The following is a 20,326-nucleotide window of genomic DNA, read 5'->3' as shown; positions in this document are numbered from 1 at the left end:
ATGTAATGGTGTTTACAATGGTTAAGTGGGGAGCCGTTATTCTTGGATTTATACTTTCAATTGTTTTTCCATACATCCTCAGCCCCTTTATTGGGCATGCTTCAATCCTTGGATTATTCCTGGCGGGCTTTGTCGTTGGTCTCATGGTAAATGAGGGGGCCAGTGGGGGTTTCTGGAATGCGACTGTTGCGGGGGCATTTGGCGGCATATTGGTTGCCATTTTACTCACGATCTTTGGAACTGCCCTGGCTGGACCTGTAGGTTTCCTGATTGGAGCCTTTGCAGGGGGAGTGCTCGTGCTGGCCCTCCTTATCGTTTCAATGCTCTTCATGGGTATTGGCGGGGCGATTGGAGGTTTCCTTGCAGGTGACTGATAACGTTCATTCCATAATATCTGAAGGAATAGCAATACCCCCGGTCGGTGCGTACCTCCGCTTTGAAGGTCTTCCAGGCAGGTGCCCCTGTGCCCCTTTGAGTGGGGGTTCTATGATGGAACCGGCCCCTAAAAGACTTGACCTCCAAGGTTAAATGATGGGTATGGTTTAAGGAGTTTGTAGGATAACCTGCCCACCATAAAATTTCATGTCCATTTCATTCCATTTTATCTTCTCCTCTAAATGAAAAACTAATTAAAGGATGCAGATAACATGTTTCCTTCTCCATCCAGATCCCGGAAAAACTAATTAAAGGAACAGAGATAACATGTTTCCTTCTCCATCCAGATCCCGGGAAAACTAATTAAAGGAATAGAGATAACTAACTTTAAAGCATACATCCAGCAGATGTCTTAAAATCAAGCACATCAAGGAGAGTTGAGATGCTTATAGGCGTTATATCAGATACACATATACCTGACAGGGCATCAGAGATCCCGGAGGCTGTTTTTGATGCCTTCAGGGACGTTGAACTGATACTCCATGCAGGTGATCTAACATCCCCTGATATCCTCACGGAACTCGAAACACTGGCCCCTGTGGAGTGTGTGCAGGGAAACATGGACCGCCACTATGGTATAGAAACCCCCAGGTCAAGGCTATTTGAGATAGAATCCTTCAGGGTGGGGCTAATCCACGGTGAGGTCTATCCCCGGGGTGACACCCAGCAGCTGAGGTACCTCGGCCTTGAACTGGGAGCCGATGTCCTGATAAGCGGGCACACCCACCAGCCCTTCATAAGGGAACTTGAAGATATGGTCCTCCTCAACCCCGGAAGCCCCACCGTTCCTCGCCTCACGGATCCGAGTGTCATGGTGCTCAGAATTGATGGGGAAAAACTGGACGCCGAGATAATAAGAACCGGGGCACCTGTATGCAGTTCCCTGAATTTCAGGAGGTGATCATATGGGTAAAAGGTGGCAGGCCGAAAGGAAGAGGGACCACTACTACAGAAGCGCCAAGAAGGAGAACTACCGTTCAAGGGCATCCTACAAGTTACTGCAGCTCAACAACAAATATAAACTTATAAAGAAGGGTGACAGGGTCCTTGACCTGGGCGCGGCCCCAGGGGGGTGGTCACAGGTTGCCCTTGATAAGGTCGGAGAGGAGGGACTTGTGGTCGCCGTTGACCTCCAGAGGATAAAGGGTTTCCCTGCTGAAAACTTCAGGGCAATAAGGGGAAACTTCACCGACCCTGAAGTGAAGGAGAAAATAATCAGGGAACTCGGAGGCAGGGCCGACGTGGTCATATCAGACGCAGCACCATCACTCTCGGGTATAAGGGATATTGACCATCTGAGGTCAGTGGACCTCGTTGAGAACGTCCTTGACATAGCCTACAGGGTCCTTGACAGGAAGGGAAACATCCTGATAAAGGCATTCCAAGGCCCTGAGCTTGACAGGGTTATAAAGGAACTGAGAAAGGACTTCTGGAAACTTAAAACCACCAAACCGGCCTCATCAAGGAAGGCCAGTGCAGAGATGTACATTGTGGGCAGGGACTTCAAGGGTAAAGAAAAATGGGAAAGAATAATCCACTAGCACCACATGAAAGATAAGAGTAAAAGAAAATGGGAGAGAAGGATCCCCTGAAACTACATGAGGGCCCTCATATCGCTCAGTGCCTGTGAGGCTACCTGTAGCTGATACCTGGCCGTTTTAATCCTTTCATCAACCTCTGATTTGGGCTTGCTGGTCTCAAGTGCACTTTTAACGTCGTCTATAGCTGACTTGGCCTTCACAAGTTCTATTTCAGCATTCAGGTAGGTCTTCGTGAGGTTATCATTGTTCCTCTGGTATACCTCCTTTTTGACTGAATCGTACTGGACTTTGAGGGAAGAGTAGTCGCTCTGAAGCTTTGCAAGTTCATCGTACTCCTCCCCCCTGTTCACACTACCTGATATTGCATCTGAGATGGTATCAACACCTATGTAGGCAAATACCAGGATTGTTCCTATTATAAGAAGAACTCCCAGGACGGATATGGTCATTGAAGTCAGTTTAAAAAGGTTTATCCTTGATCTCTTCATTCTATCAACCCCGTTGCCGTGGATTCAGCTCTCAGTTCACAGTTTTATATCTGATCTGGCCCCTCCAGAGCACGTTAAACTAAGTTCTGTTTACAGTTATCTGTGCACAGACTAAGGTTTATAATGTTATCATAATATACTTTCCATGATGAAAACCGTGGATAAGAGCAAGACACTTACAAAATTTGAGGAATTCTTTTCACTGCAGGACTACAAGGACAGGGTATTTGAGGCAATAGAGAAATATCCAAACGTCAGATCAATTGAAGTTGATTATCTTGACCTTGAAATGTTTGACCCTGACCTTGCAGACCTCCTCATCGAAAAACCCGATGATGTGATAAGGGCGGCCCAGCAGGCCATAAGGAACATCGACCGCCTCCGAAAGAATGTGGACCTCAACATAAGGTTCAGCGGGGTCAGCAACGTAATACCCCTCAGGGAGCTCCGGAGTAAATTCATAGGCAAGTTCGTGGCAGTTGATGGCATCGTCAGGAAGACCGATGAGATAAGGCCAAGGATAGTTAAGGCCGTCTTTGAGTGCCGTGGGTGTATGCGGCTCCATGAGGTAACACAGTCAACCAACATGATCACAGAGCCATCACTCTGCTCAGAGTGTGGTGGGAGATCCTTCAGGCTCCTTCAGGACGAATCCGAGTTCCTGGACACCCAGACACTGAAACTCCAGGAGCCCCTGGAGAACCTCTCCGGTGGGGAACAGCCCCGGCAGATAACAGTTGTCCTGGAGGACGACCTGGTTGACACCCTCACACCCGGGGATATTGTGAGGGTGACCGGCACCCTCAGGACGGTGAGGGACGAGAGGACAAAACGTTTCAAGAACTTCATCTACGGGAACTACACTGAGTTCCTTGAACAGGAATTTGAGGAGCTCCAGATAAGTGAAGAGGATGAGGAGAAGATAAAGGAGCTTGCAGGGGACCCTAACATCTATGAGAAGATCATAAGATCCACCGCACCATCCATACACGGCTACCGTGAGGTTAAGGAGGCCATAGCCCTCCAGCTCTTTGGAGGAACCGGGAAGGAACTGGATGATAAGACCAGGCTCCGTGGGGACATCCACATACTCATAGTGGGGGACCCGGGTATCGGTAAGTCACAGATGCTCAAGTACGTCTCAAAGCTGGCCCCCAGGGGGATATACACCAGCGGTAAGGGTACCTCAGGGGTCGGTCTCACAGCGGCAGCCGTGAGGGACGAATTCGGTGGCTGGTCCCTTGAGGCGGGGGCCCTGGTCCTCGGGGATAAGGGTAACGTCTGTGTGGACGAACTTGACAAGATGCGTGAGGAGGACCGCTCAGCCATACACGAGGCCTTGGAGCAGCAGACCATCAGCATAGCTAAGGCAGGGATAATGGCAACCCTGAATTCCCGGTGTTCGGTCCTGGCAGCTGCAAACCCCAAGTTCGGAAGATTTGATAGTTACAAGTCAATTGCAGAGCAGATAGACCTTCCATCAACAATACTATCACGTTTCGACCTCATATTCGTGGTTGAGGACAAACCTGATGAGGATAAGGACAGGGAGCTTGCAAGGCACATCCTCAAGACACACAAGGAGGACCACATGCCCTTCGAGATTGACCCTGAACTGCTGAGGAAGTACATAGCCTATGCAAGGAAGAATGTCAGGCCGGTCCTCACAGATGAGGCCATGCAGGTCCTGGAGGACTTCTATGTCTCCATGAGGGCCAGCGCCGCAGATGAGGACTCACCGGTCCCCATAACCGCGAGGCAGCTGGAGGCCCTTGTGCGTCTATCAGAGGCCAGTGCCAAGATAAAACTTAAGGGACATGTTGAGGCAGAGGATGCAAGGAAGGCAATAAAACTGTCACAGGCTTGCCTCAAACAGGTCGGCTATGACCCCGAGACAGGCAAGATAGATATAGACAAGGTTGAGGGGAGGACACCAAAATCAGAGAGGGATAAGTTCAGACTTCTCCTTGAACTCATAAAGGAATATGAGGATGACTACGGTGGCAGGGCACCCACCAATATTCTTATAACTGAGATGATGGATAGATATAATGTAAGTGAGGAAAAGGTTGAAGAACTAATAAGGATCCTCAAGGACAAGGGAGCCATATTTGAACCCGCAAGGGGATACCTTAAGATAGTCTGAATTTTCCATTTACACACTTTTACTGGAGGTATCAGTTATGGATGATTATGAAAAATTACTTGAAAGGGCAATAGACCAGCTGCCCCCTGAAGTGTTTGAAACAAAACGTTTTGAGGTTCCAAAGGCATACTCTGTCATACAGGGAAACAGGACATTCATACAGAACTTCAGGGAGGTTGCAGATGCCCTCAACAGGGACCCGCAGCACCTGCTGAAATTCCTTCTGAGGGAACTGGGTACCGCAGGGAACCTTGAGGGCGGAAGGGCCATACTTCAGGGAAAATTCACCCACTTCCTCATAAATGAGAGGATAGAGGACTACGTGAACAAGTTCGTCATATGCCACGAATGCAACAGACCGGACACAAGGATAATCAGGGAGGGCCGCATATCACTCCTCAAGTGTGAGGCCTGCGGTGCCAAGGCCCCCCTCAAGAACGTCTAGAGAACAGAGAGGAGCAGCCATAGAAAATGTTCTGTGTCAGATGCGGTAGTTCTGATTCTGAATTATATGAAGGCCTCTGCAGGGACTGTTTCCTTGAGGACTACAGTATCCTCAGGATACCTGACAGAATAGAGGTCAGGGTATGCAGCCACTGCCGTGCAAAGTTTATAAGTGGTCAGTGGCTGGATGAAGGACTCCCAGACGAGGAAATCGTGTACAGGGCCCTTGAGGACAGTATAAGCTGGGATGAACCCGTTGAGAACCCTGAAATCGAACTCGAAATAATGCAGGAGAGGGGCACCATCTACAGGTGCCTTGTGGAGGTTGATGCAGAGGTCCTCGGGAAGCGGCTCAGCCAGGAATACGAGGTGGAGGTCCGCATCACCAACACGGTATGCCCCACCTGCAGCAAACAGAGCTCCGGCTACTATGAGGCTGTTATACAGCTGAGGGCCGATGGAAGGGAACTTGCAGAAACCGAAATAGAAACAGCTGACAGGGTTGTCCAGAGGACACTCCTGAAACTTTCCAGGCGGGACAAACTGGCCTACCTCCCCCAGAGGGTTGAGGTGAAGGAGGGTGTTGACTACTACATAGGCTCCCACAAATCCGCCCGGAAGGTTGTGGACGCCATCCGGGAGAAACTCGGGGGGATAACAATGGAGTCCCCCAGACTCATGGGTCAGGACAAATCGACGGGCAAGGGACTCTACAGGACTTGGATATCCCTCAGGCTTGCGAATTTCCGGGTTGGAGACTTCCTATCCCACCATAACAGAATTCTGGCAGTCACTGACCTCCGAAAGAAGGGGGTGAGTGTGAGGGACCTTGAGACCCGTGAGGTGAAGAACATACTCTGGGGGGAATATGAGGATATGGATGTTGTGGGCCGTGCAGATGATGTGAAGACCACCACTGTAACCTCAAGATCCCCGGGAATGATCCAGATACTCCACCCGGAAACCTTTGAACCCGTGGACCTTGAGGCAGACAGCTACACATCAACACTGGATATAGGGGAACAGGTCCCTGTCATAGAAATCGATAAAAGACTCTACATCATCGAGGATGAGGCGGAGGAATGATTGAATGGATGATTCACTGAAAACCATAACCCGTGACGTTCTGGAGGTCATAACCCCTGAAGAGTTAATGGATGTCCTCAAGAAGGATGAACCTGTTGTCTACACCGGATATGAGCCCTCAGGAAGGATTCATCTGGGGCACGCCCTGACGGTAAGGAAACTCAGGGAGCTCCAGGATGCTGGCTTCAGGGTCAAGATACTCCTCGCAGACTATCATGCCTACCTCAACGGGAAGGGGAGCATGGAGAGAATAAGGGAACTTGCAGATTACAACCAGAAATGCTTCCTGGCCCTTGGACTCTCACCCGAGAGAACCGAGTTCATACTGGGATCATCGTTCCAGACAGAACCAGAATACACTGACCTGGTCTACAGACTGGCCCTCATAACAACCCTCCTGCGAGCAAAAAGGAGTATGGCCCAGATAACCAGGGAATCAAGGGACCATAAGGTTGCAGAGGTCATATACCCATTAATGCAGGTCATAGACATGGTTTACCTGGGCGTTGATGTTGCCCTCGGTGGGATGGAGCAGAGAAAGATCCACATGCTTGCACGTGAAAACCTGCCCAGACTTGGCTTTGATGCCCCTGTATGCATACACACACCCCTCCTTCATGGAACCGATGGTTCTGAAAAGATGTCATCAAGTAAGGGTAACTTCATAGCCGTCGATGATTCCCCCGATGAAATAAGGGAGAAGGTTAAGAAGAGTTACTGCCCCATGGGTGAGACTGAGGGTAACCCCATCATCGAAATCGTGAAGTACTTCATAATGCCAGAGTATGGAATGATGACCATAAGGAGACCTGAGAAATTCGGGGGCGACCTGGAACTGGAACTCGATGAGCTGCTTGAGATGTACTCCAGTAGCGAGCTGCACCCCCTGGACCTCAAGAACGCTGTCTCAGACTACCTTGTGGATATGCTTGAACCTGTAAGGGAATACATGGAAGGTGTTTAGATGCTCTATGAGATGAGACTGCCGCCTGGAATAACACATACAACAATGGCTGAAATAATCGAAAAATATGAGGTTGAACTGATACAGACCGATGACGGCCCTGTTCTGAGGGGTGAAATGGAGGAACTTGAGATGGCGAGGGACAGAATCCTGGAGTCCCTCAGGGAGAGAATAGAGGAACTTGAAAACCCCGGCTCAGAGAGCTGATTCCACATAATAAGTTTCTATTTTTCCTGAAAGGATCCGGGGCCGACTTCTACATTATACCCCCTGAACATATGCCAAAATGTGGGGCCAGTATCCTCCTTATATCCCTCTGGATCAGGTTAACCCCCCTTTCAGCATCCACGGTGTAGAAACCGTTTTTATCTGCAAGTTCAAGGTACCTTTCACGGACTCCTGCAAGGTATGATGGGTCCTCAAACTCATCGGTCCCACCGCAGCGCTCCATGGCCACCTCCACGTCAATGTCGAGAAGTATGACAACATCCGGTCGTGGAGCGAACCTGTTTATCTCACAGATCCATTCCTCAGGTCCCTGATACACCATGCTGGAATAGTAGCACCTGTCACTTACAACCACATCCTCTGCCCAGTCACCCTCAATTTTGCTCCTCAAGGTCAGACGGTCCGCTGCAAAGAGGAGGGCGAGCATCCTCTGAACATCCGGTGTCCGGGCATCTGGACTTGAAAGCATGCTCCTTATAAGGCTGCCGATATTAGAATCGGTTGGTTCCCTCACCTCATGGACCATGTAACCGTTTTCCCTAAGCCAGCTGGCCGTCAGGGCGGCATGAGTTGTCTTACCGGAACCATCGATTCCCTCAAAGCATATGTACATGGTGGTTAATCTATCAGGAAGAGTAAAAAAATCTTCCCCTACCGAGGATCGTGGTTAATCTATCAAAAGCCGGGAAAAGATCTTCTCCTCCGCTGGAGGACATAACTTTATAATGCTTCAGACACAGAATTATTTAGGATTATTTTAGTGATAATTGAGGTGGACCATGTCTAGAGCTAAGGTTATGGTGGTTGAGGATGAGAGCATAGTTGCCATTGATATCAGCCAGCGCCTTCAATCACTTGGATACGAGGTTACAGCCACCGTCTCCTCAGGTGAAAAGGCCGTTGAAATGGCCGAAAAAACAAGGCCAGACATCATACTGATGGATATAGTCCTAAAAGGTGAAATGGACGGTATAGAAGCTGCTGAAGAGATAAATAAGCGGATGAAGGTCCCCATAGTCTACATAACAGCATATTCAGACGAGGAAACCCTCAGGAGGGCCAAGGTAACAGGACCCTTCGGTTACATAATAAAGCCCTTCGAGGACCGTGAACTCCACAGCGTCATTGAGGTGGCCCTCTACAAACATGAACTTGAGCGTAGACTGGCTGAGAACGATGAACTCTTCAGGGCAATACTCTCATCGGTTCAGGATATACTGTTCACAGCAGACAGTGAAGGCCTGTTAACGATGGTATCCCCAGGACCCCTTGCAGGATACGGCCTTGAAGCCGATGATGTTCTGGGAAAAGGACTTGTGGAGGTCTTCGGGGATGAGGTCCACCATGAGATGATCGGAAGGGCCCTCAAGGGGGAAGCTGTGACCTATGAATGGACATGGGCACCCCATGACAAATTCTACTTCGAAACAACCCTCTCGCCCCTCCGGGACTTTGAGGGCAATATCACAGGGGTTGTGGGAATACACCGGGACGTCACCGAAAAGGAGACTGCAAGAAGGGCCCTTGAAAGGGAGACCCTCATAAACCAGGAACTCGCAGACCTCTCAAAACAGTTACTTGCATCAATGTCACTTGAGGAGATTTCAGATAGCATAACCAGGAAGGCAGAGGCCCTCACTGAGAGCAGATACTGCCTTGCGGGTTTCATTGAATCAGGCACGTTGAAGAATTATACCCTCACAGAGAACGTCAGAAGGGAGTGTCACCTCGATACAGATTCATTAAAACTGGGCGGTTTAATTGAGTGGATAATGAGAGAGAAGGAGGCCATTCTTCTAAATGACCCCTCCTCTGATCCACGCTACAGTGGTGTCCCCGAGGACCACGTGGAGATCAGCAACCTGATTGCGGTTCCGGCAGTCCTCAGGGATGAACTGGTGGGCATATTGATGGTCTCAGGGAAGGAAGGAGGCTATGATGAGGGCGACCTGGAACTACTCCAGCGCCTTGCAGACATATACGCCCTCGCAATTCACAGGAAAATGGAAGAGGATCGTTTGAAGGCCAGTGAGGAACGTAACAGGGCTCTGGTGGAAAAATTCCTTAAAATAGTCACAGAAGTCCTCGAGGAGATTAAATAAATCTGATTTTAACCGGAGGAAATTTCAGTTGGAGATACCTGAACTCCTTGCACCTGCTGGTTCCCCTGATACATTCAGGGTGGCCCTCAATGCCGGGGCCGATGCGGTTTACCTCTCAGGGAAGGACTTTGGTGCAAGGTACTATGCAGAGAATTTCAGCCTCAGGGAAATCCGGGAAGCCGTGGACTACGCTCACCTCCATGACAGAAGGGTCTACGTAACCCTCAACACACTCATAAGGGACTCGGAGATCCCGAGGGTATCGGATTACCTCCAGGAACTGCATGCAGCGGGGGCAGATGCGGTGATCATACAGGACCCTGCCCTGCTCTTTCTCAGGGAGGAACTCTCCATCGACATCCCCCTCCATGCCTCAACCCAGATGACCATCCACAACATGGCCGGGATCAGATGGGCGGAGGAAATGGGTCTTGAGAGAGTCATACTTGCGAGGGAGCTCTCAGTTGATGAGATCAGGGATATAACCTCAAAGGCAGGGGTGGATATCGAGGTATTTGTACATGGAGCCCTCTGCTACAGCTACTCTGGACAGTGTCTGCTCTCATCATTCATAGGGGGTAGAAGCGGTAACAGGGGCCGGTGCGCCCAGCCATGCAGAAAGAAGTATGAACTCATCCAGCTCAAACCCGAAAGGAGGGTTGTTAACCTCCCCTGGAAGTACCTCCTATCTACCAGGGACCTCTCAGCCTACATGCACCTTGACACACTCGTGGATGCCGGTGTCAGGTCACTCAAGATAGAGGGCCGGATGAGGTCAGCCGAGTACGTCGCCACAACAGTCAGTGTATACCGGAGGGCCCTTGATGAGATAAAAAAGGGTGGCTGGAGACCCTCCATGAAGGAGTTTGAAAGGCTGAAGCTGACATTCAACAGGACCCTTACCGGGGGCCACCTGGTCGGCGAGGACTTCATGGGCCGTGAATACCCTGGTGACCGTGGCCTTCCCATTGGATACGTTGAGAAGTACTCAGGGGGGAGGGTCCTCATAAGGCTGACCTCAGAGACCGTGCCCCGAAGGGGTGATGGCCTCTTCTTCCAGGGAAATGGCATGGGGATCCGCCTCGGTGACCACCTGCTTGATGGGGGTATTCTATCGATTCCCTCAAAACCTGTCACGCCGGGTAGCAGGGTCTATCTCACAGGACGAAGGGAACTCCAGAAATTCACTGAAAAGCTCAGGAATTCCCATCCACCCCACCTCTGGGACGTTGAGCTCCGTTTCATTGCAACGGAGGACGGTGAAGTTCATCTCACAGCGGAATGGTCAATGGATGGAAGGACTCTGAGGGAATCCATTGAAACGAAGTTCGAGAGGGCCCTCAGGAGACCCCTTGCATCCGACACAATCAGAGAGCAGCTTCTAAAAGCCGGTGATAAACCCTTCAGATTAAGTTTTGCGGAATTCAGATACCCTGGAGGACTTTTCCATCCCATCAGTGGCCTCAATGCCCTCCGGAGGGAGCTTCTCGGTAGAGTTGAGAAGAGAATAATTGATGAAAAGAGATCAGGGAAGGTTAAGGAGAAGAAATCGTCTGAGAAGGTTTCAGAGGGTTTCGGCAGGAGGTCTGCAGCATGGGGTGGAGATGGGAGTCCCTGCATCTCAGCATATGTTGAGGACCTCCCATCCCTTGAGATGGCCCTGATGGCGGGGGCCGGGAGGGTGTACTTCGAACCCCAGATCCACACTGACTTCAGGGAATGTGACTGGAATGATGTCAGATCAATCCTCAGGGAAGCCAGTGACATTGCATCGGGATACGATGCTGAATTCGTATGGAAGTGGCCTGATATAACCCATGACTGGCTTCTAAGGAGACTGCTCAAAATTGAAGATGAAATGCGCCTCAACATCATGGTGGGTGGATGCGGGATTCCCGGCTTAATAGATGGTGATGTGAGGATATATGGATCCTCCGCCCTCAACATATACAATAGCATATCCGCCATGCTGATGTCAGAGAGTTTCCACATGCTCACGGCTTCACCGGAGCTATCCAGTGAGGATCTCAGGGGCATGGAGGGTAACATTGAGATTCCGGTTCACGGTAACCTCACCGCAATGGTGACGAGGGACAACCCCTGGAGGCTGGTCCCCCCTAGGTTCAGCACCAGATCGAAGTCCAGCTGGGCTTTAAAGGATAGCAGAGGGGCCATATTCCCATTAAACCAGCTGATGGGCTGTGAAACCACCATCATGAACTCAAAGGAGACCTGTCTCATAGATTTCCTTCCATCACTGATGGAATGGGGTTTCAGGAATTTCTCCATTGACTGCCGCATCCAGTCACCCGAAAGAACAGGAGAACTTGTTGAATCATACATTGATGCCCTTGAAACCCCTGAAAGGATAGGTGATATTAAGAAAAGAATTGTGGGGGATGCTGAATACGGGATAACAGCATCACACTTCAGGTATGGCCTCATGGAGTAGTATAACTGCCATACCCATCAGCAGCGACCTTCGATGTGAATTATTGCACCTAATATCCCCACTCTTTCTGAAGTAAAATCTGGGAGTAACCTCTTCAACAGAGAATACTTTCCACACGCACTCTGAATCCATATATATCCAGGGAAATGTATAGTTGGGTTGATGAATTCCAGAGATTCAGTGGGGGCAAGCCTTACAGAGGTCGGTGGAATAGGGGAGAGACTGGCCAGGAAGATAATAGATGAATTTGGTGGGGAGGATGAACTCCTCAGGGCAGTTAAAAACCTTGAGATTGATCGGCTTGTGGCAATTGAGGGTATAAGTCAGCGCAGGGCCATTGAAATAGCCAACAAACTCCTCGGAAACCCATTACCATCATTTTTAAAAACAGAGAAGGCATTTCAGATATACCGCGATATACTCGAATTAATGATGTCATATGCCCATACAGACTACGCCCGTAACCGTATAATGCTGCTTCATCCCACCACAGACACCGCTTCCATGAGGGAACATATAAGAATGGTCATGGAAGCGAAGAAGATGGTGGAGGAACTTCCTGTTGAGAAACTTCGGGGACTTCTCAGTAATATAGACAGACCCCGGGACCCGCCCATAAACTTCAATCCATCGAAGGCCATCCTGGTGGAGACACGGGAGGACTACGACCTCCTCATAGACATGGGACTCAACCGTTACCATCCTGTTATTCTCAATCCGGACCCTGGTGAACTGGATGAATATGAACTCATAATCTATGTCTACTCTGAGGGAATGCTTGAACTTGAGGATACATTCAGCACCATAATGGTGACCGCTGATTCAGATAAACACGAAATTGTGCCTGAATGTGTCCTCAATTACTTCAGAAAAAACCTTGAACTCTTTCGCAACGCCCTTGAGATTAAGAGGATACTTGGAATGGAGACCTGCCTCCATGAGGTCGTTGAGATAATGGATGAGCTTCAGGCTGCCGGTGATGAGGAGGTTGACATCGATGAAGTCGTGAATTCAGTCAAAGCCTGGGCCGATATGAAGCTCAGGGACCTCATAAAGGACATCGACCTCAGCGGTGATGAGGTACTCACCCTCCTGAACCAGGGTATGACAGCCAAACTTGAAAGGATATTTGATGATGTCCTCTCTGAGGCGCGCAGCATGATAAGAAAGCGAAGCGGTGTCGAATTTGACCCCTTCATAAAATCATATCCCCTCAAGATTGACCAGAGAGAGGTTGAAAGGGTTAAGAGGCTTGAGGCGGCTTCAAGGAATCTCAGGGAATTCGAGGTTAAGGTTGATGCTGCCACCAGACTGGATGAACTGAGGGGAGCAGTCGAAGGTGAAATAAGGGATATAATGGAATTTGACTACCGCCTCGCCCTCGGACTCTTTGCCCATGAATATGAACTAACCGAACCGGAGTTCGGCGATGAAATAAGTCTAAGGGGGGCCCTTCACCTTAACCTTGTGGGATCCGGGAAACCTCAGCGTGTTGATTATCGCATCGGTGACCCTGACAATGTGGTGCTCCTGACCGGGGCCAACAGTGGGGGTAAAACAACCCTCCTTGAGACACTGGCCCAGGTCACCATAATGGCCCAGATGGGTCTGCCTGTCTGTGCCCTTGAGGCACGTGTCAGGATTGTTGATGAGGTTTACTTCATCTCAAAGAAGAGGTCACTGGATGCGGGTGCATTTGAATCATTCATAAGGACCTTCACCCCGGTCACCACAAGTGAAAATTCAAAGCTTATCCTCCTTGATGAGCTTGAGGCCATCACAGAACTTGAAGCTGCCGTGAAGATCATAGCAACATTCATAGAGTTCATAGGGGAGTCCAGTTCCCTTGCGGTCATCGTTACCCACATGGCCCGTGAAATAATGAAGTATGTTGATGTCAGGGTCGATGGTATTGAGGCGAGGGGCCTCGATGATGACTACAATTTAATAGTTGATAGAACACCCCGCATAAACTACCTTGCAAGGAGCACCCCTGAACTTATAATAAGGATGATCTATGAGAAATCCTCTGATGATGAGAGGATTGTCTATGGGAGGATACTTGAAAAGTTTCAGAAAACAGATAAAGCAGAAGAACAATAACCCACATTATGATTGAATATCTTGAAGGATATATACGGACTCTTAAAGGTGAGGATCCGGCCATCTATGAAACCTTTAACCGGATATATGAAGTGGGGTGCTCACAGGGATCCCTTAAGGTGACTGGGGGACTTGAAGAGAGATTTGATAAAAACTTTGTTGAATCCGTGAAAGAACAGGAGATTATAAGGGTTTACAACCGCTGGACCGGTGAAGGCGCACTATTTAATTCATTTCGTCTAAAGAAACCTGTTATGGATCGTGGGAGTGCTAAAAAAATCCTGAGGGAGTTGCTCAGGGACGATGCCCTGTGTGATTTCTGCATGCCGGAACTGTATACCCCTGAAGATGATTTTGGGCGTGTAAGGGGCCAACACTCCATCACAGCGTCAAACATCGCAAAATATGACGCATGGAGTGGCCTTTTAATTTTCAGAAAACATAATCCCCTTGATTTTAGCTTCGAAGAACTTTCAGATTACCTCTCAACGGCTTCAAAATGGTTTAAAATGGCAGAAAAATCCTCAGGATTCCGTTTTCCATTTATAGTATGGAACTGTATGCCGCGTGCCGGCGCATCACAGATACATGGACATATGCAGCTTCTACTCGGGGAGAGGCCCTATGGAAAGGTTTCATTCCTTGAGGAAGTCTCCAGAAGGTACCTTAAAACCTATGGTTCATCCTATCATGACGATGTCTTCCGGGTGCATAGTGCCATCGGGCTGGGGGCTGAATACGGTGGTTTATCCGTATATGCGAGTATCACGCCTGTGAAGGAAAGGGAAATTAACATAACATTTAAAAGTGAATTTGACAGGGACAGTGAACTCCAGAGGTGCCTCTTTAAAATTTTGAGGTGCCTCATAGATGAAGCTAGAGTTCACAGCTTTAACCTCTCGATGCACCCATTCAACCGGGATATGAATATTCCGGGCATTATAAGGATCGTTGACAGGGGAAACATAGCCTCGAAGTCCTCTGATATAGGTGGAATGGAACTCTTTGGTAGTGCTGTTATTGGGAGTGATCCCTACATAATCTTTGATAGAATTAAGGGTGTCCTGGATGCCTGATTATCTATTTGATTTTCTGGATGAACTGAAGTTTCTGATGGATGGCAGGAAAACAGCGATAATTACAGACATCGATGGAACCATAAGTGAAATAGCACCGACACCTGAAGAAGCCCGTGTAGATGATGAAATGAGGGATGTGCTGAGGGACCTCGCATCAAGATACAGAGTCCTGGCATTTATAAGTGGAAGGCCGGTCCGTGAGGCACTCCGCATGGTTGGGGTTCCCGGTGCAGTTTATGTTGGAAACCACGGCCTTGAGTATATAATAAATGGTAATTATCAGCGCTTCAGTGAGGTTGAAGAATACATCCCTTTAATAAAAAAATGTGCCCTTGAACTGAGGGATAAGATAGATGAAGAGAACGTCATCTTCGAGGATAAGGGCATCTGTTATTCCATACATTACCGTCAGTGCACTGACCCTGAGCTGTCACGCGAAAGGATACTCAAAAACCTGCAGGAGATACCTGAATCAAAGGGGCTTAAGGTGGACCATGGAAGAATGCTTGTGGAACTCAAGCCACCCCTTCATTACAACAAGGGATTCATAGTGAGGAAGATACTGGATGATTCTGATGTGTCATCCGCAGTGTACCTTGGAGATGATATAACAGATGCTGATGCCTTCAGAGAAATCAGAAAACTTGAATCAGAGAGAGGCATGAAAAACGTCCCCATCCTTGTATTATCAAAGGAAATACCTCCTGAGGTAAAGAACAGCGCTCGATTTTTTGTCTATGGCGTATCCGAAGTTCTTAGATTTTTCAGATGGCTCCTAAAATAGTTCTGGTTATTATAATGTAATTGCATATTCGCTGGAAAAAAATACTTATTAGCTCGGTATGACATAAATATTGTTCATGACATCTGTTGTTGTCATGGCGGGGGGAAAGGGTACAAGAATAAGACCCTTAACATTCTCAAGGCCAAAACCACTTGTACCTGTTGCAAACAGGCCAATCATCGATTACATAATCCATAGGGTTCTTGATTCTGGTTACAGTAAGGTTGTGATGACCCTTGGGTACCTTAAAGATCAGATAAGATCCCACGTTCTCGCAGAGTACCCTGAGATTGACTTTAGATTCTCAGTCGAAAAGAAGCCACTTGGAACTGCTGGAGGTGTGAAGGCCGCCGCCAGTGAAATAAATGAAACCTTCATTGTACTCAGTGGCGATGTAATCTTTGATCTTGATCTGCGAGAAATGGTAAAATTCCACAGAAAAAAGAAGGCACTTGTCACAGTGGCGCTCACACCAGTTGAAGATCCCTCACATTATGGAATAGCGGTTCTCGATGATGATGGGAAGATAAAACGATTCCATGAGAAACCGCGCCCCGAAGAGGTCTTCAGCAAAATCGCCAATGCTGGCATATATGTGATGGAACCGGAGGTCCTTGAACACATCCCCCAGGGAAGCTCTGACTTTTCAGCCGATATTTTCCCTGTTCTGATAGAGAAGGATGCCGGGATGTATGGATTCCTTTTCGACGGATACTGGAATGATGCCGGCAAACCCAACACATTCTTAAGGGCCAATCATGATGTCTTGAATGGAACGGTGACTCCTGAACCTGATGGTGAGATAGCTGAGGAGGTGCCCGGTAGATTTGGAAAGATATGGATCGGGAGGGATGTCGTTATCGGTGACAGGGTCCGTATTGTGGGACCAGCTGTACTCGGGGATGGTTCAAGGGTAGATGATGGTGCATACATAGGTAAAAACACCGTGATTGGACCCTGTGTTAACGTGGGGGAGAACAGCTTTATAAGGGGGTCTGTTATTCGTGATGGCTGTGTGATTGGAAGAGGTTCTCAGCTTCTAAACTGTGTTGTAGATGAAGACTGTGAAATAGGAGCAGGATGTGCAATTGACAGATGCGCAATAATTGGTCGCGGGGCATTTATAGGTCCCTCCACCGTTATCAGATCTCACTGCAGCGTCAGTAACCGTCTCAGGATATTATCTGGCTCCCTTGTGGACTCAGACTATCCGCTGGTACCTGAGTGATTCGCATGGCACGGTATGTACAGGATATAAGGGGTTCCGTTAACCGGGATATAGACTGTCAGTTTGCACTCAACCTCGGGATGCTGATTGGGGACTATGTGAGCTGCAAACGCGTCCTCATAGGACGGGATGCCCACACCCCATCTCAACTTATAAAGAGGGCCATCGGGACGGGATTGATGGCTGCAGGTGTGGATGTAATCGATTTCGGTGTGGCCACAGTTCCGGTTATACACCACCACATGAAGAGTTTCGATACCCATCTCATGATAAACGTTTCCCGTTCACCACTCCGTGCAGATGAAATAAACATCAAACTTCTCAGCAACCATGAAATACCCCTTGAACAGCGTCCCACCCTCTATGCGGAATATGAGGAACTTGGAAAGCTGATGTATGTTGATAATTATCTTGAATCCTATGTTAGATCTGTTCTTGAGTTCATAGCCCCCTCTGTTAGTGAAAGGGAGTTCATGGTTGTGCTTGGATGCGATGAGGGCTCCCCCCATAACGTTGAAGGTGAGATACTCAACCAGCTTGGGTGTCAGACCATCAACATCACATTCAGGGGATCCCTCTTTGGTAAAAACTTTCCCATCGCAAATCCATCCAGCATAGCCATGATTTCAGATGTTGTTAAGGCCGTGGGTGCAGACATGGGGGTTATACTGGACAATGACCGGGATACTATCTTCTTTATAGATGAGAGGGGACAGCTCCTAAGGGATCAGACTGTTCTATCAATATTTGCAGGGCATTACCTTTCAAGGGGGGATGGGCCAGTGGTGTCCTCTGTGGTTGCATCAAAATCCCTGGAGAGGGTTAGCAGAGGACGTCTCATAAGGACATCTGTTAACAACGTTCTCAATGAGGTTCACACAAACAATGCTGTTTTTGGCGGTGATGAACCTGGAATGTACATATTCCCTGAATTTCAGTGCTGCTATGACGCCACCTTCGCACTTTTAAAGATGCTCGAAATCATTACAGAGGAGAACAGGACACTCCACAGCCTCGCATCTGAGATAGGTAAGTACAGCAGGGTTGAATTCAGTGTCGAATGTCCGAACGAGTTTAAGGATACTGTTATTGAGAGACTGCTGGAGCAGTTTCAGGAAAGTGATCCTGAACTTATTGATGGTATACGGGTTGAGGACCGGGTGGGAGTTATTCTTATAAGGCCCTCAAGATTTGAACCCGTTCTGAGGGTTTATATTGAATCAGAATCCCCGGAGGAAACCCAGAAAAGATCACGTGATATGATAGATCTTATAAAGAAAGAAATGAGTGATCTGTATGGTGAGTGAGCTTCAGAAACGTGCCATGAGGTTTCTTGAAGATAAGAACCCTGTTATTGTATCCAACAGGGGGCCTGTGGAATTCTTCAAGGAAAATGATGAAACTGTTATGAAGAGGGGTGCCGGTGGCCTTGTCTCAACACTGCTGCCCCTTGTTGAAAGGTTCAGTGGTGTCTGGATTTCAAGTGCAATGACAGTTGAGGATGCAAGGGTCGCCTCAAGGTACCCTGAGAACAGGGTTCCACTCCCTGAAGATGATCCCAGATTCACGGTTTCATTCGTTATAGTGGATCGTGAGCGATATGAGTCATACTACAGCATTATAAGCAATCCTCTTCTCTGGTTCGTCCAGCACTACATGTGGAATACTCCCTACGATCCTCAGATAGATGATAAAGTTTACCGTGCCTGGGAAGATGGGTATGTCCATGTCAATAAAAAATTTGGGGATAAGGTGATATCTGAAATTGAGAGAAATGAAAAGGATTCCCTGATTATGTTACAGGATTATCATCTTTATTTATGTCCTTTCTTCATAAAAAAGGAAATTGGTGACGTCTTTTTAAGTCACTTCATACATATACCCTGGCCACAAAGGGATTACTTCAATATACTTCCTGAAAGGATGAGGGCTGACATAATAGGAGGCCTTCTATCAAATACCATCCTCGGCTTCCATATAGAGAGATACTGCGCCAATTTCTTTGAGTGCTGTGAGGACCTTGGTTATGAGGTTGACAGGGACAGAGGTATCGTGAGGAACGGGGATGAAAAAACCCTTGTTAAAAGTTATCCCATATCTGTTGACCCTGAAAGCATGGAAAGGACCGTCAGCTCCCCCACCTTCATGGAAAAGGATGAATTTGTTCGGAAATTAAAGGGGAACATGTTTCTCATATACCGCACAGATAGGGCTGATCTCAGCAAAAACATAATACGTGGTTTCCGGGCCTATGAATTATTTTTGAGGGACCATCCAGAATTTCATGGAAAGGTAAAGTTTCTTGCAACCGGTAAACCAACAAGACAGCAGATAAGAGAATACAGGAATTACTCTGAGGATGTCAAAGATACTGTAGATGAGATCAACGAGAAATATGGTACAGATGAATGGAAACCCATTGAATACATTTACCGTGCCGACTACGAACTTGTTGCAGCCGCCTTCAAGAACTATGACTGCTTGATTGTAAATCCCATTGCAGATGGTATGAACATCGTGCCAAAGGAGGCTGCGATTATCAATAGAGAAGATGGTACCCTGATACTCTCAGAAAGGGCTGGATGCTATGATGAACTTGCTGAGCATGTAATAGGTGTAAACCCCTTTGATATAAAGGAAACTGCGGATGCGATTTACAGTGCCATGAAAATGAGTCCCGGGAAAAGGAAGAAGCTTTCAGAAGGTCTTAAGTCAAGGGTCCTTAAAAGAACAATCTACCACTGGATCAACGAGCAGTTCGATGATTTTGAGGATCTATGGGAAAGTTAATAGAAATTTTGCCTGCGTACTAACTCTACGGGTTCACAGGTAGATTACCCTTCCCTCCCCGAGCAACCCTCGAAGCAGGCAGTCTGTCCGATGCTGGGTTTCTTCTAATCATATGAGGCATCAGCCCACATCATAGAAGGACCTGTGGCACCGGTCGTTAAGATGTGACATTGAATTCTATGAAAATTAATGCATATAATTTTTTTGAGATTGAGTGGCTGGCAGTGAAGTGGGCTTCCCACAGCAAAAAACCGCAGTACACACCCACAACGCAGCAGGACTTAACTACTGAGATCGAAACGAGATCAGGTATAACCCCCACGCCATGACCGCCATGCCATTTATGAGAGTGATGAAAGTGATGAGTATGAGGGTGGTCTGGCAGTGAAGTGGGCTTCCCACAGCAAAAAACCGCAGTACACACCCACAACGCAGCAGGACTTAACTACTGAGATC

Annotated in this window: 18 protein-coding genes and 1 rRNA gene; 16 read left to right on the top strand and 3 right to left on the bottom strand. The window is 48.2% G+C overall.

Annotated elements, in window-relative coordinates; translation table 11 throughout:
* The first annotated feature begins 17 nt into the window (after positions 1 to 17).
* From C7452_RS08485 to rrmJ, 3 genes are all read left to right on the top strand, one after another.
* Positions 18 to 374: a DUF5518 domain-containing protein gene (locus C7452_RS08485; RefSeq protein WP_048061141.1), complete on the top strand. Its 357-nt coding sequence runs from the start codon at positions 18 to 20 to the stop codon at positions 372 to 374.
* A gap of 443 nt (positions 375 to 817) precedes the next feature.
* The gene (locus C7452_RS08480) at positions 818 to 1,336 is read left to right on the top strand and encodes a metallophosphoesterase (RefSeq protein ID WP_115892825.1); all 519 of its coding nucleotides are present in this window, start codon (positions 818 to 820) and stop codon (positions 1,334 to 1,336) included.
* 4 nt (positions 1,337 to 1,340) lie between these two features.
* Entirely contained in the window at positions 1,341 to 1,976 is a 636-nt protein-coding gene (gene rrmJ / locus C7452_RS08475; RefSeq protein ID WP_115892824.1) for a 23S rRNA (uridine(2552)-2'-O)-methyltransferase, read from the top strand.
* Positions 1,977 to 2,029: 53 nt separating this feature from the next.
* On the opposite strand, the gene C7452_RS08470 is transcribed toward rrmJ, so the two are convergent.
* Complete coding sequence (locus C7452_RS08470) at positions 2,030 to 2,464, bottom strand: hypothetical protein (RefSeq protein ID WP_170130335.1); 435 nt, start codon at positions 2,462 to 2,464, stop codon at positions 2,030 to 2,032.
* A gap of 148 nt (positions 2,465 to 2,612) precedes the next feature.
* On the opposite strand from C7452_RS08470, the gene mcm reads away from it, so the two are divergent.
* Genes mcm through C7452_RS08445 form a run of 5 tightly spaced genes read left to right on the top strand, consistent with a single transcriptional unit; the run spans position 2,613 to position 7,311 of the window.
* Positions 2,613 to 4,610, top strand: a complete 1,998-nt coding sequence (gene mcm / locus C7452_RS08465) for a minichromosome maintenance protein MCM (protein ID WP_394339608.1) — start codon at positions 2,613 to 2,615, stop codon at positions 4,608 to 4,610.
* Positions 4,611 to 4,647: 37 nt separating this feature from the next.
* Positions 4,648 to 5,055 (top strand): translation initiation factor IF-2 subunit beta, encoded by a 408-nt coding sequence (locus C7452_RS08460; protein ID WP_010877371.1) that lies wholly within the window; start codon positions 4,648 to 4,650, stop codon positions 5,053 to 5,055.
* 26 nt (positions 5,056 to 5,081) lie between these two features.
* Positions 5,082 to 6,140 (top strand): 60S ribosomal export protein NMD3, encoded by a 1,059-nt coding sequence (locus C7452_RS08455; RefSeq protein ID WP_115892822.1) that lies wholly within the window; start codon positions 5,082 to 5,084, stop codon positions 6,138 to 6,140.
* A gap of 4 nt (positions 6,141 to 6,144) precedes the next feature.
* On the top strand, positions 6,145 to 7,104 hold the full coding sequence (locus C7452_RS08450) for a tyrosine--tRNA ligase (protein WP_010877369.1): 960 nt from the start codon (positions 6,145 to 6,147) through the stop codon (positions 7,102 to 7,104).
* Positions 7,105 to 7,311 (top strand): hypothetical protein, encoded by a 207-nt coding sequence (locus C7452_RS08445; protein ID WP_010877368.1) that lies wholly within the window; start codon positions 7,105 to 7,107, stop codon positions 7,309 to 7,311.
* A gap of 49 nt (positions 7,312 to 7,360) precedes the next feature.
* On the opposite strand, the gene tmk is transcribed toward C7452_RS08445, so the two are convergent.
* The gene (tmk, locus tag C7452_RS08440; RefSeq protein ID WP_115892821.1) at positions 7,361 to 7,945 is read right to left on the bottom strand and encodes a dTMP kinase; all 585 of its coding nucleotides are present in this window, start codon (positions 7,943 to 7,945) and stop codon (positions 7,361 to 7,363) included.
* Between the two features lie 166 nt (positions 7,946 to 8,111).
* On the opposite strand from tmk, the gene C7452_RS08435 reads away from it, so the two are divergent.
* From C7452_RS08435 to C7452_RS08400, 8 genes are all read left to right on the top strand, one after another.
* On the top strand, positions 8,112 to 9,434 hold the full coding sequence (locus C7452_RS08435) for a response regulator (RefSeq protein ID WP_170130334.1): 1,323 nt from the start codon (positions 8,112 to 8,114) through the stop codon (positions 9,432 to 9,434).
* 28 nt (positions 9,435 to 9,462) lie between these two features.
* Positions 9,463 to 11,886, top strand: coding sequence for a U32 family peptidase (locus C7452_RS08430; protein WP_115892819.1), 2,424 nt, complete (start codon positions 9,463 to 9,465; stop codon positions 11,884 to 11,886).
* Between the two features lie 162 nt (positions 11,887 to 12,048).
* Complete coding sequence (locus C7452_RS08425; RefSeq protein ID WP_245942910.1) at positions 12,049 to 13,989, top strand: MutS-related protein; 1,941 nt, start codon at positions 12,049 to 12,051, stop codon at positions 13,987 to 13,989.
* 8 nt (positions 13,990 to 13,997) lie between these two features.
* Entirely contained in the window at positions 13,998 to 15,065 is a 1,068-nt protein-coding gene (locus C7452_RS08420) for a hypothetical protein (RefSeq protein ID WP_115892817.1), read from the top strand.
* The gene (otsB, locus tag C7452_RS08415) at positions 15,058 to 15,852 is read left to right on the top strand and encodes a trehalose-phosphatase (RefSeq protein WP_115892816.1); all 795 of its coding nucleotides are present in this window, start codon (positions 15,058 to 15,060) and stop codon (positions 15,850 to 15,852) included. The genes C7452_RS08420 and otsB overlap by 8 nt, the downstream gene beginning before the upstream one ends.
* A gap of 76 nt (positions 15,853 to 15,928) precedes the next feature.
* Complete coding sequence (locus C7452_RS08410; protein WP_147299770.1) at positions 15,929 to 17,080, top strand: nucleotidyltransferase family protein; 1,152 nt, start codon at positions 15,929 to 15,931, stop codon at positions 17,078 to 17,080.
* Between the two features lie 5 nt (positions 17,081 to 17,085).
* Complete coding sequence (locus C7452_RS08405) at positions 17,086 to 18,387, top strand: phosphohexomutase domain-containing protein (RefSeq protein WP_245942909.1); 1,302 nt, start codon at positions 17,086 to 17,088, stop codon at positions 18,385 to 18,387.
* Positions 18,377 to 19,870 (top strand): trehalose-6-phosphate synthase, encoded by a 1,494-nt coding sequence (locus C7452_RS08400; protein ID WP_245942908.1) that lies wholly within the window; start codon positions 18,377 to 18,379, stop codon positions 19,868 to 19,870. The genes C7452_RS08405 and C7452_RS08400 overlap by 11 nt, the downstream gene beginning before the upstream one ends.
* Before the next feature lie 216 nt (positions 19,871 to 20,086).
* Here the strand turns inward: C7452_RS08400 and rrf are convergent.
* Positions 20,087 to 20,207 (bottom strand): 5S ribosomal RNA (gene rrf / locus C7452_RS08395).
* Between the last annotated feature and the right edge of the window lie 119 nt (positions 20,208 to 20,326).

The sequence above is a fragment of the Methanothermobacter defluvii genome (assembly GCF_003385755.1).
GTDB classification, from domain to species: Archaea; Methanobacteriota; Methanobacteria; order Methanobacteriales; family Methanothermobacteraceae; genus Methanothermobacter; species Methanothermobacter thermautotrophicus.
Note: the sequence above shows the minus strand (reverse complement) of the source record. Positions and strands in the feature narration are given on the sequence as shown.

Bases quoted from the DNA above. Each gene is read 5' to 3' on its own strand.
- C7452_RS08405 (WP_245942909.1), top strand. From the start codon at position 17,086: ATGGCACGGTATGTACAGGATATAAGGGGTTCCGTTAACCGGGATATA.
- C7452_RS08460 (WP_010877371.1), top strand. From the start codon at position 4,648: ATGGATGATTATGAAAAATTACTTGAAAGGGCAATAGACCAGCTGCCC.
- C7452_RS08455 (WP_115892822.1), top strand. From the start codon at position 5,082: ATGTTCTGTGTCAGATGCGGTAGTTCTGATTCTGAATTATATGAAGGC.
- C7452_RS08485 (WP_048061141.1), top strand. From the start codon at position 18: ATGGTTAAGTGGGGAGCCGTTATTCTTGGATTTATACTTTCAATTGTT.
- C7452_RS08445 (WP_010877368.1), top strand. From the start codon at position 7,105: ATGCTCTATGAGATGAGACTGCCGCCTGGAATAACACATACAACAATG.
- C7452_RS08420 (WP_115892817.1), top strand. From the start codon at position 13,998: ATGATTGAATATCTTGAAGGATATATACGGACTCTTAAAGGTGAGGAT.
- rrmJ (WP_115892824.1), top strand. From the start codon at position 1,341: ATGGGTAAAAGGTGGCAGGCCGAAAGGAAGAGGGACCACTACTACAGA.
- C7452_RS08410 (WP_147299770.1), top strand. From the start codon at position 15,929: ATGACATCTGTTGTTGTCATGGCGGGGGGAAAGGGTACAAGAATAAGA.
- C7452_RS08470 (WP_170130335.1), bottom strand. From the start codon at position 2,464: ATGAAGAGATCAAGGATAAACCTTTTTAAACTGACTTCAATGACCATA.
- C7452_RS08425 (WP_245942910.1), top strand. From the start codon at position 12,049: ATGAATTCCAGAGATTCAGTGGGGGCAAGCCTTACAGAGGTCGGTGGA.
- tmk (WP_115892821.1), bottom strand. From the start codon at position 7,945: ATGTACATATGCTTTGAGGGAATCGATGGTTCCGGTAAGACAACTCAT.
- otsB (WP_115892816.1), top strand. From the start codon at position 15,058: ATGCCTGATTATCTATTTGATTTTCTGGATGAACTGAAGTTTCTGATG.
- C7452_RS08480 (WP_115892825.1), top strand. From the start codon at position 818: ATGCTTATAGGCGTTATATCAGATACACATATACCTGACAGGGCATCA.
- C7452_RS08450 (WP_010877369.1), top strand. From the start codon at position 6,145: ATGGATGATTCACTGAAAACCATAACCCGTGACGTTCTGGAGGTCATA.
- C7452_RS08400 (WP_245942908.1), top strand. From the start codon at position 18,377: ATGGTGAGTGAGCTTCAGAAACGTGCCATGAGGTTTCTTGAAGATAAG.
- mcm (WP_394339608.1), top strand. From the start codon at position 2,613: ATGAAAACCGTGGATAAGAGCAAGACACTTACAAAATTTGAGGAATTC.
- C7452_RS08435 (WP_170130334.1), top strand. From the start codon at position 8,112: ATGTCTAGAGCTAAGGTTATGGTGGTTGAGGATGAGAGCATAGTTGCC.